We start from the raw sequence: 15,095 nt of genomic DNA on the forward strand, positions 1-15,095 counted from the left end.
TTAATTAGAAGGTTTTATTTCTGAGGCTTTTTTGGCATATTGCGCAGCTTTTGTGCTATCGCCTTTCTGGGTATACGCAATGTTTAGTTGTTTATAAAAATCGTGTTCCATTGCTGGATTGTCAAACACATAATCAATTCCAGTTTCTAAACTGTCTATCGCTGAATCTGAATCTTGCAACCCATTTCTTGCAACACCATTTAAAAGATATAATAATGGTTGTGCAGGAAACACTTCTAAAGCATCGGTACTTAACTTTTGAGCTTCATTAAATTTTTTAAATTCGATCTGTAACAATAAAGTATTCTTCATTAAAGAATAATTGTCTTGATCACTCGAAATTCCTTTTTCATAAAATTTTAGCGCTTCTTCTTTTCGGTTTTTCTCAAGATAATAATCTCCTACTTTTTCAAATACTTGTCCGTTGTCGTCTTCAGAAAATAAGCTGATCATACTTTCTAATTTCGCTTCTTGTTCAGGATGGGTATTCACAAACTTTATAAAATCGCCTAGTACTTTAAATTGGCTTTCTTTATCTATTGTCGTGCTTTCAAACACGCGTTTCATAGATTCGATAGCATTGGTGGTATCTCCTTCGTCGAGATAGAATTTGTATAATGCGAGGTGTACCACTTCAGACTTTGGATTGTTTTTCAATAATTCTTTAGCAGTATCGAAAGCTTTTTTCGTTTCACCATTTTCACTGTAGAGGTAGATAAGGTTAAGATATTCTTTCTCTTTCTTCGGATTGCTATCTACTTTTTGTTCCAATTGCTCGATCGCTCCACTCGTATCGCCTGTCACTCTGTAAATACGACTTCGAAGTGCATCTCTATAATCGCTTTCTCCCCAAGAATCATCTAATTCGTCTAAAACTTCTAAGGCAAGTTCGTATTGTTTTGTTCTGTGATATAGGTTCGCAAGATCCTCTTTGTAATCCTCGTCGAACTTGATGAGCTTTTTTACTAAAGGAATTGCTTGATCGAAATCCTGTTTTTGATAATAAAGGTCGTAGAGGGCTTCTAGCACTTCTAATCGCTCTGGCTGGGTTTGAAGCACTTTTTTAAAGTTCTCTTCTGCCGGTTCAAAATCTCTTAATTTGGAATAATTCTTTCCTTTTTCAAAAAAGACCACTGCCTCTTGTATAGGGTTTCCTTTGGCTGCAGCTTCTGCCTTATCTAAAGCATTAAGGGCAAGTTCGTAATTCTCAATCCCTTTTTGTTTTAAAGCTTCAAAAAAGTTTTCCTGAAAAGCATCGCTCACATTTCCAAGGTCATCGGTTGGTTCTTCTTGGGAAGGAGGAATAGTTTCTTGCGCAAAGGTTTGTACTGGAAACAGAAACATTCCGAAGCAAATAAAAAAGATATGATACGATTTGATGTTCAAAAAATTGTTTTTGAATTATTATTTTAATGCGGAATAATCCCCAATACTCACATTTGTAAATTTCCCATCGAAATGAGCATGGTTTCCTATCATCGCATTGTCTAAGGTAGCATTTTTTATAACTGAATGTGTTTGAATAATACTATTTTTAACGGTACTATCTTCAATTATTGTGCCTTCGCCGATAGAAACATGCGGTCCTACAGTACTATTTTTAAGTGTGACACCTTTTCCGATAAAGCAAGGTGAAATTATTGTTGAATTTTCTTGAACACTTTCTTCTGAAACTAACGTTTCGCCATCTTCTGCTAGAAACCCTAACATGCGTGCATTTGTTTCGACCGTTACTTCTTTATTTCCACAGTCCATCCATTCATCTACAGTTCCGGTTTTAAAAATTTTTCCGTCTGCCATCATGCGCTTAATACCATCATTAATCTGGTATTCTCCACCGTTAATAATATTGTTATCCAGCACATACTGAAGCTCTTTCTTTAATACGGCAACATCTTTAAAATAGTAAATTCCGATGACAGCTTGATCGCTGACAAAAGTTTCTGGTTTTTCTACCAATTCGATGATTTCTTCTTTTTCATTCAAGTTTACCACTCCAAAAGCTTCTGGATTCTCAACTTTCTTAGTCCAAATCACACTATCGGCTTCTTTATCTAAATTAAAATCTGCTTTAATTAGTGTGTCAGCATACGCAATTACTGCGGGGCCAGATAAGGACGGTTCGGCACACATAATAGCGTGACCCGTTCCTTTTGGATCTAGCTGTCTGTAAATGCTTGCTTTGGCTCCTAATTCATTCGCGAGTGCCTTTAACGCTGTCACTACTTCATCTCCAAAAAAAGCAGGATCACCTAAAATAAAGGCGATCTCTTCAATCTCCTCGTCTAAAATGGTAGCGATCTCTGTGACCAATCGATGTACAATAGGTTTACCTGCCACGGGTATGAGTGGTTTTGGAACCGTTAATGAGTGTGGACGAAGGCGGGAACCTCTCCCTGCCATAGGTACAATGATTTTCATAATTTACAATGTTAGGTGTTTTCTCTTACTTGTTTTATTCTAAAATTTACTTCACTCCAGTGCTCCCAAAACCGCCGGCACCTCGTTTGGTCTCGGTTAATTCTTCAACTTCCTCCCAAACAGCACGTTCATGTTTAGCGATCACTAATTGTGCAATGCGTTCTCCGTTTTCAATTGTAAAATCTTCGTTAGAAACATTTACAAGAATAACTCCAATTTCACCACGATAATCCGCATCTATGGTTCCAGGTGCATTAAGTACGGTTACTCCTTTTTTGGCAGCTAATCCACTTCTTGGACGTACCTGAGCTTCATATCCTATTGGCAATTCGATAAACAACCCTGTCTTTACAATGGCGCGTTGCAATGGCTTTAACGTTGATGGTTCTGGGACATTAGCACGCAAATCCATTCCTGCAGAAGCGATTGTTTCGTATGCGGGGATTGGATGGTTTGATTTATTGATGATCTTAATTTTCAGCATGTTTAGAGTACTTTTTGTGCCAGATATCGTTGCACTGCATATACATCGATACTTTTATTAAACTTCTTGCTTACCGTAGGGGTATTTTCGCTCGATATCCAAATTTTAAGTTCAGCATCTAAATCGAATGTTCCTGCAGTTTCCAAAGAAAATCGGGAAATGTTTTTATAAGGCATTGATTTATATTCGGCTTTGCTCCCTGTAAACCCTTGAATATCTATTAATATAAGGCGCTTATTGGTAAACATAAACACATCTCTTAGTAATTTGAAACCCAATTCTACCGATTCGCCTTCAATTAACAACCGTCCATATTTTTCGGTTAAGCTTTCCGAAGAAACCTCACTTGCGTTTCCTAAAATTTTATTGAAAAGACTCATTCTTCATTTTTTTATCTTCTAATAATTCGTTGTACTTCTTTTCTCTCCAGCCCAACAATGAGTAACAAAAATACCAATAATAATAGAGTCCCAGCGATTAAATTCCCTTCAAATACATAAAACGACAATAGGGAAAAACTAACTGCTATAAGTAGATAGCTTCCTATGCGTTTTAAATTATATGGAACTTTGTAATATTTTCTTCCGAAGAAATAGGATATTGTCATCATGGTACCATAAGCTGCTAGTGTTGCTATTGCTGAACCCATATAACTTAATATTGGGATGAGTACAAAATTTAAAACTAATGTAATGATTGCTCCAAAAACTGAAATATACGCGCCGTATCGAGTTCGATCTGTTACTTTATACCACACTGAGAGGTTGTGATAGATTCCGAGGCAAAGATTTGCTAATAAAATAATAGGGACAATTGAAAGAGCCACCCAGTATTCTGCCTCTGGAATAAGAATTTTTTTAAAGACGTCTATATAGACAACTACGATTAGAAGAATACAACTCCCAAAAATTGTAAAGTATTTTGTGATGGTTGCATAAGTCTGTTTGGCATTGTTGTTCTCGGCATGATTAAAAAAGAAAGGTTCGATTCCTAACCGAAAAGCCGTGGCAAATAAAGTCATAAACACTCCCAATTTGTAACATGCCGCATAGACACCAACTTCGGCTTCTGCAATGTCGGCAGGTAAAAGATACTTTAGTAAAATCTTGTCGAATGCTTCGTTAATAGAAAATGCAATGCCTGCAATTAGTACGGGGAATGCATAGCGAAGCATTTGTTTCCAAATCGCATGGTCGAATTTAAATTGAATTTTAAAATAAACAGGCAGTACCATTACTAATGTACATGCGCTAGCAATAAGATTAGCAATAAAAATATAAGCTAATTTGTTTTCTTCGGAATAAAATGTATTCCAGAAACTTTCGGTCTCATTTGAAGCTAAACTGGGAAGAACCAAAAAGAAAAACAGGTTACACCCTAAATTAATTACCACGTTTAAAATTTTTATAACGGCATACTGCATTGGGCGTTCGTTGGCACGATACCAGACAAAGGGAAGTACACACAAGGCGTCTAATGTGAGAATTATTAGTCCGTACGTTATGTATTCTGAATCAAATTCTAAGAAACTTGCAATCGATTCGCGTGTTGGTAGCACCAACACTAAAAAAAGTAGAGAAGAAACTGTAAGGGATGTGAGTGCTGTGGATTGAACAATTTTTTTACGAGAGGCTTCTTTATTTATAAACCGAAAAAAAGCAGTTTCCATCCCATAGGAAAGCACAACATTTCCAAGAATTAGAAAAGCCATAAGTGAGGCATAAATACCAAATTCCTCCTTGGCTAAATATTCAACATATAAAGGCACTAAAACAATCGCCAATGCCCTTGGTAGCACTGTCGCTAGTCCATAAATAAAAGTTTGTTGAAAGAGTTTTTTAAAAACACTCAAGCCCTTGCAGATTTAGGACGTAAAAGTATTGATTTATTTCTGTTTGAACTCTTCTAAGAGAAAAGACCTTAAAAAACTTATTTCTGATCTATTTGTTCTTCAGATTCTTCAACGGGTGTTTTTTCTTGGTCATTCATATTCATTGATGGATACCCAATTCTACTAACGGTTTTAACAAAAGGTATTTTATAATACCTTGTTCTGCCAAAATACTCATAACTTATTACCGCTTCGGTATCTGTTAATTCGAAGGGAAATTGTGTTAGTGGAAGGGATTCAGGTTCTTCATCGGTTTCTGTTTGAAACGCTTCATTTGTATTTCCATCTTTAAAAAAAGCGACAAAATGATTTGATGATTCTAAAAACTGATTTCTGTATTCAGCTGGTTTCCGAAGGTTTGCAACTTGATCTTTAAAAAATAATTGTTGAAATGTAATATCGGCATCTCTTCTTTTAAACTTTTCAATGCTTACATATACATCATCTCCAACACTACCGTCTCTAATTCCAGAAGCCCATTGTTTATTGTACACTTGACTAATTAAAAATGGCGGTCTTTTTTCTAATTTAAATGAATCCTTTGTTACTCCACAAGCTACAAAGCTTAATAAAAAAGTAGCAATAATGGTAAAGGATATTAATTTATTTAGCTTCTTCATATTCCCCAATTTTGAAGATTAAAATATTCCTTTTTTGCTTATATAAAGATACGAAAACTAAAGATTCTAAAGCATTGAATATCTTTGAAATACGTAGGATATAGATTACTAAAAATCTAATTCATACCTTATATGTTTCCCTGCTTATCTCATACAAGAATATAAGCTTTTGCTATAAGTTTATAAGGCATAGTTTATTCCAAGAAATACTGCAATTCCATCTGCGGCTTTCTCATCGATAGTAATATTCTGTCCTTTAAAATAGGGGAGGGTTCCTTTTATATATAGTTTATCTGCCACTTTATAGTTCGCACCAAATCCAGCACTAAATACTGTTAAAGCGCTGTTTTCAATTTCCCTGCGCGTACGGTCTTCAAATCCGAAACCGTATCCAAGTTGTGCGAAAAGGTTAAATTTTTCGTTGTTTAAGAGATAGTACTGAATTGAAGGAATAAATCCGTACGAATGAATCGTTAGTCCACTATCATTAGTAATTAAGGTGTTATTAGTGGTAAAAAAGCTTCCAGAAAAAGAAACCTCATTGGAAACAAAAAATTCCAGATTAATTTTTCCAATAATCCCAAAGTCGTCTTGATTATCGGAAGTCGTTGGAAAGGGAGAAACTAATAAAGAGGTCATAATATCCCCTTTTTCGTGTTGTCCCTGAGTAGTAATAGTAGTTGCAATAAAACAAAGAATTAGGACAATGGTCTTTTTCATTTTAATATGGTTTAGTGGTTGAATTCACATAGCACCAAGTTTTATTCCAAAAAAAATCCCCTTCCGAAAAGTATCGAAAGGGGATTTGTAGGTTGTAATTTACAGTTAACCTGCAAGAGCCTCAGCACCTCCAACAATTTCTAAGATCTCGTTGGTAATAGCAGCTTGACGCGCTTTGTTGTATTGTAGTTTTAAAGCATCTCTAAGCTCTGTCGCATTATCGGTTGCTTTATGCATTGCTGTCATACGTGCTCCGTGCTCACTTGCCACAGAATCTCTAAGGGCTTTAAACAATTGTGTTTTTAAACTCTTCGGAATTAATTCTTCAACAATTTCTGCTTTTGAAGGTTCGAAAATGTAATCTACATTAGCTGTTGAATCCGTTTCAATTACTTCTGGAGGAAGAATAGGAAGAAACTGCTCTCTCATCACTAATTGAGTAGCTGCATTTTTAAAGTTGTTATAGACTAATATGATTTTGTCGTAGGTTCCTTCAGAAAACAGCTTCATCAAACTTTCAGCTATTTCAGCAGTTGCATCATAAGAAAGATCATCAAAAATTGCGATGTTGTGATCGATTACCTTTCCGTTTTTCTTCAGAATATCGTTTCCTTTTATACCAATGGTCACAAAATCAACCTGTTTTCCAACATACGTCTCATTTGCAAGCACATGTGCAGCTTTAATAATATTACTATTGAAAGCTCCAGCTAATCCACGATTAGAGGTGATTGCCACGACCAACACATTTTTTACCTCACGTTGATCTGAATATTTACTTCCGCTGTCAGCATCAAGGGTTGCGCTTAGGTTTTGCAACAATTCCGATAGTTTTTCAGAATACGGTCGCATTGCGGTAATTGCATCCTGAGCTTTTTTCAATTTTGCAGCCGATACCATTTTCATGGCACTAGTAATCTGCATCGTTGAACTTACCGATGAAATTCTGTTACGTATTTCTTTTAAGTTTGCCATTTTTCTTGGTTTCGGTATTCCACATTGTTTGCGGAATTGTATTAATTAAACCTCAAACTACAATAGTGAATACTCTGCATATACAAAGTATTCACTTTTTTTATTACTTCTTATATTTCGCTGAAAGCTCTGATGCTACAGTTACTAACACATCTGTTACTTCGTCGGTTAATTTACCTGCTTTTAAAGTATCTAATGCGGTTCTGTGTTTCGCATTTAGCATTTCAAGATAATCTCTTTCGAATTCTTTTACTTTTTCAACTGGTACGTCACGTAACAAGTTCTTTGAACCTGCATAGATGATCGCAATTTGATCTTCGACCGTATACGGGTCGTTCTGTGCTTGTTTAAGGATTTCTACGTTACGCTGTCCTTTTGATATTACATTCATCGTAGCCGCATCAAGATCGGAACCAAATTTAGCGAATGCTTCCAATTCACGGAATTGTGCTTGGTCTAATTTTAATGTACCTGCTACTTTCTTCATCGATTTAATCTGAGCGTTACCACCCACACGTGATACCGAGATACCTACGTTAATTGCAGGACGAACCCCTGCGTTAAATAAATCAGATTCTAAGAATATTTGTCCGTCTGTAATAGAAATTACATTGGTTGGGATGTATGCAGAAACATCTCCCGCTTGTGTTTCAATAATTGGAAGTGCTGTTAAAGACCCTCCACCTTTTACCATCGGTTTTAATACGTCTGGTAAATCATTCATTTCTTTTGCGATGGCATCATCATTAATCACTTTTGCCGCACGTTCTAATAAACGAGAGTGTAAGAAGAATACATCTCCAGGATATGCTTCACGTCCTGGTGGGCGACGTAATAAAAGAGATACCTCACGATAAGCAACCGCTTGTTTAGATAAATCATCGTAAATAATTAGAGCAGGACGACCTGTATCTCTAAAATATTCACCAATTGCAGCACCAGCAAAAGGAGCATATACCTGCATTGGTGCAGGATCTGATGCGTTTGCAGCTACAATAGTGGTGTAAGCAAGAGCTCCAGCTTCCTCTAACACTTTAGAAATAAGTGCTACGGTAGAAGCTTTTTGACCAATTGCTACATAAATACAATATACAGGTTCACCTGCATCGTAAAATTCTTTTTGGTTTATAATGGTATCGATACATACCGTAGACTTTCCTGTCTGACGGTCACCAATAACCAATTCACGTTGTCCTCTTCCTACGGGAATCATCGCATCGATGGATTTAATTCCAGTTTGAAGTGGCTCTGTTACTGGCTGACGATAAATTACACCAGGTGCTTTACGTTCTAATGGCATTTCGTAAGTTTCGCCTTCAATAGGACCTTTTCCGTCGATAGGCTGCCCTAAGGTATCTACCACACGACCAACAATTCCTTCACCTACTTTTAAAGATGCAATTCGTTGCGTTCTTTTAACGGTAGATCCTTCGTTGATGTTTTGTGAAGATCCAAGCAATACAACTCCAACGTTATCTTCTTCGAGATTAAGTACGATTCCCTCAAGACCTCCATCGAATTCAACTAATTCTCCATATTGTACATTGGACAATCCGTATACACGGGCAATACCATCACCCACAGTTAGTACCGTTCCTACCTCGTCTAAAGAAGCTGTTGCTTCAAAACCTGTAAGTTGCTCTTTTAAGATCGCTGAAACTTCAGCTGGTTTAACTTCTGCCATTTTATAATGATTTAGTAAATTCTCTTTTAATATTATCGAGTTTATTAGCGATACTCGCATCATATTGCAAATCGCCAACTCTTAATACGAACCCTCCAATAATAGATTCGTCGATTGTATTGTTTAATGTTACATTGTCGCTTCCTGTGAGTTCTTTCACTTTAGCTAACACTTTTGCTTCCAACTCTGAAGACAAAGCAACCGCAGTAGTGACTTCTGCAACCTTTACACCCTTTTCATCGTTGTAAAGATCTATATAGCTTTTGGCTACATTGCCAAGCAAAGATGTTCTTTTGTTTAGCACTAAAAGCTTAATAAGATTGTGTGTAGCCGCAGACTGACCTTTAAATATGGTAAGCAATGCATTTTTCTTATCATCGGGCTTTATCACTGGACTGTTTAAAACAACACGAAGTTCTTTACTTCCTTCGATTGTTTGGTAAACAGATTGCATGTCTCCGAAGAGCACATTTCCTACTTGAGCTTCGTTCGCTTGTTGTAAGATCGCTTTTGCATATCGTATCGCTGCTCTGCTACTCATAGGAATTAATTTAATTTGGCATCATTCAACATAGAATCTACCAACTGTAATTGTTTCGTTTTATCTGAAAGCTCTCCTTTAACCACTTTCTCAGCGATTTCTACCGAAAGTTCAGCAACGGTATTTTTAAGCTCTGCTACGGCTGCCTTCTTTTCACTCTGAATGGCCGCTTGCGCATTTGTAATCATTTTATCTGCTTCAGATTTAGCTTCATCTTTTGCTTCAGCAATCATTTTAGCTTTGATCTCACGAGCCTCTTTCATCATTGCTTCTCGCTCTAAACGAGCTTCTTGCAATAATTTTTCATTACTAGCCTGCAAATTAGCCATCTCAAGCTTCGCCTTTTCAGCAGCATCAAGAGCCCCCTTAATTCCTTCTTCTCTACTTTCAATAGCATTTAAAATAGGTTTCCATGCAAATTTTCTTAGTAAGATTACTAACAAAACAAACATTAATAATTGCCAGAAAAAGAGTCCGAATGAAAATTCGTTTATTAATTTTTCCATAGTATTTTTCCGCTATAAGGGAATATATTAGGTTAATTTTTATCTAAGACATGTTTAATTAAACAATAGCTACAACCAACCGTTGTAGCTATTGTCTATTTCTTAACCTGCAAATAATGCAGCAAATCCAATACCTTCAATAAGTGCTGCTGCAATAAGCATAGCTGTTTGAATTTTTCCTGAAGCTTCTGGTTGACGTGCAATAGCGTCCATCGCTGAACCACCAATTTTACCAATACCTAATCCGGCACCGATTACAATTAAACCTGCTCCTACAATAGTTGGAATAGTCATAAATATATATATTAAATTAAACATTCAAAATTAGTGGTCCTCATGGTGTTCTTCAACAGCAGAACCAAAATATAAAGCAGATAACATTGTAAAGATATATGCTTGTAAAGCGGCTACTAAAAGTTCTAACAAAGACAAGGCAAATGCCAAGAAAAATGATAATGAACTTCCTAACCAGTTTTTAAATATAAACATCAAACCGATGATACTCATTAATACAATGTGTCCAGCTGTAATGTTTGCATACAAACGAATCATTAATGAGAATGGTTTAATAAGTGTTCCTAATAATTCGATTGGTGCTAAAACAATTCGCATTAATGGCGGTACACCAGGCATCCAAAAAATATGGGCCCAATAATTTTTATTGGCGGTAAATGTTGTAATTAAAAAGGTAATAAGTGCCAATGCAAGAGTAACAGCAATATTGTTTGTTACATTAATCCCCATTGGAGTAAGACCTAATAAGTTAATAATCCAAATAAAGAAAAATACTGTTAAAAGATACGGCATGTATTTTTTGTATTTCTTAACTCCAATATTTGGAATCGCAATATCGTCTCTTATATATTGTACAATTGGCTCTAATCCACGACCAATTCCTGTTGGTATTGCTCCTTTTTTGTAAGATCTCGCCATACGATTAAACACTAATAATATAAGTAGCGAAACAACAAAAATGGTGAACACATTTTTTGTGATTGAAAAATCTAAATGAACACGCCCTTCAGGATGGTTATCCGCATCCATTTTTAAAGTACCTGCTGCATCTGTTTTATAAATTTTTCCATGGTAAGAACGGTAAAAGTTTCCTCCTACCTCAGCGACACCTTCATCATGCTTTAATCTTGAAGAAGAAAATACCTTAAGACCATCGTCCCAAATAATTACTGGCAAAGGAAATCCTACATACTCATGATTTCCTTCGTCGTTCGTATACGAATACAAACCAAAATCGTATGAGTCTAATAAGTGATGTGAAATATACTCCTTAATTTCACTTTTGACATCTGTGGCTCCCTTTTCTTCTGAATACTGAACCTCTACAGCTCCCATCTGAAATGAAAACAGCAAAACGAATAACGTCAATAATCTACCTAAAATATTTTTTCGCATTTTTGAACAAATTATGAGTGTTCCTAAAATCGGTGCAAAAATACAGTTTATCTTAATAAAGAAAAAAGAAAAAAAAGTGTTTTTTTAACCAATCGCTTTTCAATTAAAAGGTCTGATTATTAAGCTGCTTAGAAAGATAAATTACCTCTAAGGTTAAACACACTACATAAGGGACGAAAAAGCTAGTAAATTCCGCTGTTTCCATAATTCCATCACTCTTATAAGCGGGGTAAAATAACAAGAAAAAAACAAGGAACTTTAAGCCACTTCCCGCCATAAAAATAAACCCTGAATAAGAAGATTTTTTTAATAACGACCGTTCTATGAAGATTAAAATGATCATTGCCATGGCAAAATTAACGCTATAACTAAGAATAATTTTATGATGGAATAAATCTAAATTTAATAAATATAGAATCCCGATATGGATTCCGAAGCAAATCAACAAAACAACCAATAAAAAAACTAAGAACGTAATACTCCTTCTACTCATAAATAACTTAGGAGTTTAACTTATTGGTTTGTTTTATCACCAAATAGAGAGAAATACTAATCCCAACAAAAGTTCCCAAAATAAGAAAAAGCTTTCCACCTGAGTTGTATTCGGTGTCTAACCAAAGCCCAAGTTTTACAAAAACAAAAATAATTACCCCCATCTCAATTCCAATGGCCGAAAGTATGGCCCATCGTTTAACACTATTGTCTTTTTTAGACATGGTTCCGTTTTAATTAGATGGTTGGGGAGTCGTTTGCTTTACACGTTGCTGACGATCGTATACATTCCCTTTATTGGTTTCTTTTTTAAAAGTTTGTTGATCGTTGCCCTTTTTATTTGCGCCTTTCATAGCACAAGATGCATTAAAAGTTGCACCAGGTTCCACAGCAAGTTTTCCTACAACTACATCTCCCTCTATATTGGCTGTAGCGCGTAAGGTAAGCGTACCAGAAACATTTAAATTTCCTACAAAAGTTCCTTCAATATCAGCATTTTCGCACGTTAAGGTACCGTCTATAATTCCGCTTTTCCCTAGAACTACTTTAGATGGAGTACTTACGTTTCCTTCAATTGTACCATCGATTCTAAAAAATCCTTTCGAAGTAATATCTCCTTTTAACGTAGTTCCTTCATTGATTCTATTTTGCCCGGTTCCCGGCTCTTGGGATGTTTTTTCTTTCTTTTCTGAAAACATAACGGCTAATTTATAAGGTTAACATCTATTATTCTACCGAGGCTGATTGCAAATAATCGTCTAGATTTTTATGAATCTGAATGGTTTTATAATTAGGAGAAGAGATCTCGAAAAAAGGTTTTGCCACTCGGTATTCTTTATTTTCCTTTAAGTTTTGACCAAATCCACGAGCACCCATTTTCGTATTTAGACCATGAACAATTAAAAATAATTTTCCAGGCGCATAATAATCAATAGAAGTTGACATAGTGCTATAATTATAACTATCTATTGCTCTATTTAACGTTTTTTGCAACGCTTCTAAAGCGGTACGTTCGTCTGTATTAAATTGATATACTAATTTATACTTTTCTGAAGCATCTTCCCCAACGAATTCGGTCGTTGAGATTTTTGGCAATACCGTACTAAAAATTTTCTCCGCTTGTTTGCCTTCTGGAGCATTCGGATAGTTTAATGAAATAAAATTCAATGCCTTTTTATAGGCTTCAAAACCTTGTTGGCGTCCTATTGCGGTAGCCTTCAGTAATTCAAATTTTGGAACGATCTCGGTACCATTATAACGAGATATATAATCATCACTTTTTGCAATCACCTCTTCGTATTGTGAAGCTTCAAATTGCTGGTACAACTCTTTGTATTTAAATTCTGGACTCGATTCGTCTGTAGCCAGGGCGGTGTTTGGATTCCGAAGAATTTCTGCATACCTAGAATCAGCGTGATTATTTAAAATATCATTCTTATATTTTTGAGCTAACGCTGCATTTTCAGATTCAGAATAAATTTTATATAAATTGTATTTCGACGGAAGAATTAAACGTTCTTCAGGACCATAGGTTAATAGCTTTTCTAATCGGTTTGAAGCTAATTCATTCTCTTTAAACTTTTCCTTGTAAATTAAACCTAATTGGTAGTAGGCAAAATTTCGCTCTTTTGCTAAACTGTCTAGCACCACTTGGTCGGTCGGTATTTTTGAAATGTAACTTTGCGGATTAAACATTTCATTCTCGGCAATTGGAATCGTTTCAGCGACTTCTTCTTCGATCGATGTGGTAGTTCGTTGTTTTTCTGAACGTCTCCAATTATCTTCTAATTTTCTATTTCCCCATGCTTTCTGAAACTCTAATTTTCCAAAAGAAACGGTTGTCGGGTTGTAAAAATAGAATGGCCCTCCTTTTCCTGTTTGATTTGTTTTCTTCTGAAAAAACTCATTATTGGCAACCCCTTTTTCGACCGAAGCATTGGCAATAGAATCGGCAACTGCCTTTGCTTTGAGTTTCTGTGTATACTCTGTAAAATATGTTAATTGCTGCGCTTCACTCATACCAGCAATTCGAAGCACACTATCGTTCACAGTAGCGATATCTTCGTAATTTATTACATCATCAAGATTTTCACGTCGCTTTGTAATTCTACGAAACAATCGAGTTCCTTCATTTAAATTAGTAAGTGTACTATCATAATACGAACCTGCCATTTTATATTCGGCAGCATCGAAGTTAATTTCAGCAAGCGTTTGATAATTTACTGCCTGTAAAGGACGGTCTTGAGTAACTGCCTGTATCGATTTGTTATAATACACAACTGCAGTATCGATGGTGTTATTGTTTCTATAGTATTCACCAATCTGGTTGTAGATCTTGTCTAAAAATGGACGGTTTTCCCGATCATTTTCCAGTTCATCTAACAATTCTCGAAATGCAACTTTGTCTTCGTTATTATAATCGAAATTTTTTGCCTTAGCAATGTAGGCGTTGATCATATATACCCTTGGCGATTTCCGATTGAGTTCAATTACTTCATCGAATGCGAGGTTTGCACTGTCGCGCTTTTCCAAACGGTTGTAAAGTTGTCCTTTAATAAAGGTATATCGTCCCTTTAATTCTTTATCACGAACCTCTTCTGAAGCGATTTTCATATAAGGTAAAGCTTCTGCTAACGAATCAAGATTAATATAGGCTTGTGCCATGATCGCAGCTGCATCTGCATATTCTTCGTCATCCAACTCTTCTTCTTCAAGCATTTTCTTAAGGTTCTCTAATGCAACTTCTTCATTTCTTAAACGAATGTTTGCTTTTGCCTTCCAAACCTTTGCGTGGTTAATATTATTACTCGTTGGATATTTATCTAAAATAAAATTAAACGCATCTAGTGCCGGAATAAAACGAGCATCGTAATAACGTGCTTTTCCTAAAAGCATATAAGCTTCATCAATCTGCGGATTGTATTCTTTTCCATCGATATAAATAGAATGCTTCTGGATGGCTTTAGCAGCTTTTTCTTCTGCTTTGTTAAAGTTAGGATCTTTAGATGTTCCTGGAACATCGAATTTCTCTTCCAATTCAAGTCGTTCTACAGGAAGAATTTCCCAAAAATTATCCCGATAGGTTTGCGCCAATCCTTCTTTTCCTTGCTCAAATGCCACACCTCCGTTATACAATGCATTGTATTCAGCTTTTACAGCATGTGCATTTCGAGTTAAAAAAGTGTTTTTCTTGCGTGAACATGCTGCGAGCACAAGAACAACAAGAAGAAGTAATGTAGTTTTATATATGCCTTTCAAAATTGCCTTAATTTATATGTTATAGTAACTTAAAAGCACTGCTTTTAGTATACATCGCACTAAGAGAACGGTAAAAATACGTTTCTTTTTTAG

Annotated in this window: 17 protein-coding genes; all 17 read right to left on the bottom strand. The window is 35.7% G+C overall.

The features are described 5' to 3' along the window. Positions 1 to 1,386: a tetratricopeptide repeat protein gene (locus ULVI_RS05510; protein ID WP_157632574.1), complete on the bottom strand. Its 1,386-nt coding sequence runs from the start codon at positions 1,384 to 1,386 to the stop codon at positions 1 to 3. Positions 1,387 to 1,404: 18 nt separating this feature from the next. Next, on the bottom strand, positions 1,405 to 2,421 hold the full coding sequence (locus ULVI_RS05515) for a sugar phosphate nucleotidyltransferase (protein ID WP_068590536.1): 1,017 nt from the start codon (positions 2,419 to 2,421) through the stop codon (positions 1,405 to 1,407). A 46-nt stretch (positions 2,422 to 2,467) separates the two neighbouring features. Next, complete coding sequence (dut, locus tag ULVI_RS05520) at positions 2,468 to 2,902, bottom strand: dUTP diphosphatase (RefSeq protein WP_068591409.1); 435 nt, start codon at positions 2,900 to 2,902, stop codon at positions 2,468 to 2,470. Between the two features lie 5 nt (positions 2,903 to 2,907). Beyond that, complete coding sequence (locus ULVI_RS05525) at positions 2,908 to 3,285, bottom strand: PH domain-containing protein (protein ID WP_068590538.1); 378 nt, start codon at positions 3,283 to 3,285, stop codon at positions 2,908 to 2,910. Positions 3,286 to 3,296: 11 nt separating this feature from the next. Beyond that, the gene (locus ULVI_RS05530) at positions 3,297 to 4,757 is read right to left on the bottom strand and encodes a lipopolysaccharide biosynthesis protein (RefSeq protein ID WP_068590541.1); all 1,461 of its coding nucleotides are present in this window, start codon (positions 4,755 to 4,757) and stop codon (positions 3,297 to 3,299) included. Between the two features lie 77 nt (positions 4,758 to 4,834). Then, the gene (locus tag ULVI_RS05535; RefSeq protein WP_068590543.1) at positions 4,835 to 5,416 is read right to left on the bottom strand and encodes a hypothetical protein; all 582 of its coding nucleotides are present in this window, start codon (positions 5,414 to 5,416) and stop codon (positions 4,835 to 4,837) included. A 180-nt stretch (positions 5,417 to 5,596) separates the two neighbouring features. Beyond that, positions 5,597 to 6,136 carry a hypothetical protein gene (locus tag ULVI_RS05540; protein WP_068590545.1) on the bottom strand — a complete coding sequence of 180 codons (540 nt, stop codon included), beginning with the start codon at positions 6,134 to 6,136 and terminating at the stop codon, positions 5,597 to 5,599. Positions 6,137 to 6,241: 105 nt separating this feature from the next. Continuing rightward, on the bottom strand, positions 6,242 to 7,111 hold the full coding sequence (gene atpG / locus ULVI_RS05545) for an ATP synthase F1 subunit gamma (protein WP_068590546.1): 870 nt from the start codon (positions 7,109 to 7,111) through the stop codon (positions 6,242 to 6,244). A 103-nt stretch (positions 7,112 to 7,214) separates the two neighbouring features. Next, complete coding sequence (gene atpA / locus ULVI_RS05550) at positions 7,215 to 8,795, bottom strand: F0F1 ATP synthase subunit alpha (protein ID WP_068590549.1); 1,581 nt, start codon at positions 8,793 to 8,795, stop codon at positions 7,215 to 7,217. Between the two features lies 1 nt (position 8,796). After that, on the bottom strand, positions 8,797 to 9,336 hold the full coding sequence (atpH, locus tag ULVI_RS05555) for an ATP synthase F1 subunit delta (protein ID WP_068590551.1): 540 nt from the start codon (positions 9,334 to 9,336) through the stop codon (positions 8,797 to 8,799). A gap of 5 nt (positions 9,337 to 9,341) precedes the next feature. After that, positions 9,342 to 9,842 carry a F0F1 ATP synthase subunit B gene (locus tag ULVI_RS05560; protein WP_068590553.1) on the bottom strand — a complete coding sequence of 167 codons (501 nt, stop codon included), beginning with the start codon at positions 9,840 to 9,842 and terminating at the stop codon, positions 9,342 to 9,344. Positions 9,843 to 9,944: 102 nt separating this feature from the next. Continuing rightward, positions 9,945 to 10,136 (bottom strand): ATP synthase F0 subunit C, encoded by a 192-nt coding sequence (atpE, locus tag ULVI_RS05565; RefSeq protein ID WP_068590555.1) that lies wholly within the window; start codon positions 10,134 to 10,136, stop codon positions 9,945 to 9,947. Between the two features lie 30 nt (positions 10,137 to 10,166). Beyond that, positions 10,167 to 11,252 (bottom strand): F0F1 ATP synthase subunit A, encoded by a 1,086-nt coding sequence (gene atpB / locus ULVI_RS05570; protein WP_068590557.1) that lies wholly within the window; start codon positions 11,250 to 11,252, stop codon positions 10,167 to 10,169. A 103-nt stretch (positions 11,253 to 11,355) separates the two neighbouring features. Beyond that, complete coding sequence (locus ULVI_RS15780; protein ID WP_068590559.1) at positions 11,356 to 11,745, bottom strand: DUF6168 family protein; 390 nt, start codon at positions 11,743 to 11,745, stop codon at positions 11,356 to 11,358. A 7-nt stretch (positions 11,746 to 11,752) separates the two neighbouring features. Beyond that, positions 11,753 to 11,968 (bottom strand): AtpZ/AtpI family protein, encoded by a 216-nt coding sequence (locus tag ULVI_RS05580; protein ID WP_068590561.1) that lies wholly within the window; start codon positions 11,966 to 11,968, stop codon positions 11,753 to 11,755. A 9-nt stretch (positions 11,969 to 11,977) separates the two neighbouring features. Continuing rightward, entirely contained in the window at positions 11,978 to 12,442 is a 465-nt protein-coding gene (locus tag ULVI_RS05585; RefSeq protein WP_068590562.1) for a bactofilin family protein, read from the bottom strand. A 28-nt stretch (positions 12,443 to 12,470) separates the two neighbouring features. Next, positions 12,471 to 15,002 (bottom strand): type IX secretion system periplasmic lipoprotein PorW/SprE, encoded by a 2,532-nt coding sequence (gene porW / locus ULVI_RS05590; protein WP_068590564.1) that lies wholly within the window; start codon positions 15,000 to 15,002, stop codon positions 12,471 to 12,473. Positions 15,003 to 15,095 lie beyond the last annotated feature (93 nt).

The organism is Cochleicola gelatinilyticus (genome assembly GCF_001637325.1).
Lineage (GTDB): Bacteria > Bacteroidota > Bacteroidia > Flavobacteriales > Flavobacteriaceae > Cochleicola > Cochleicola gelatinilyticus.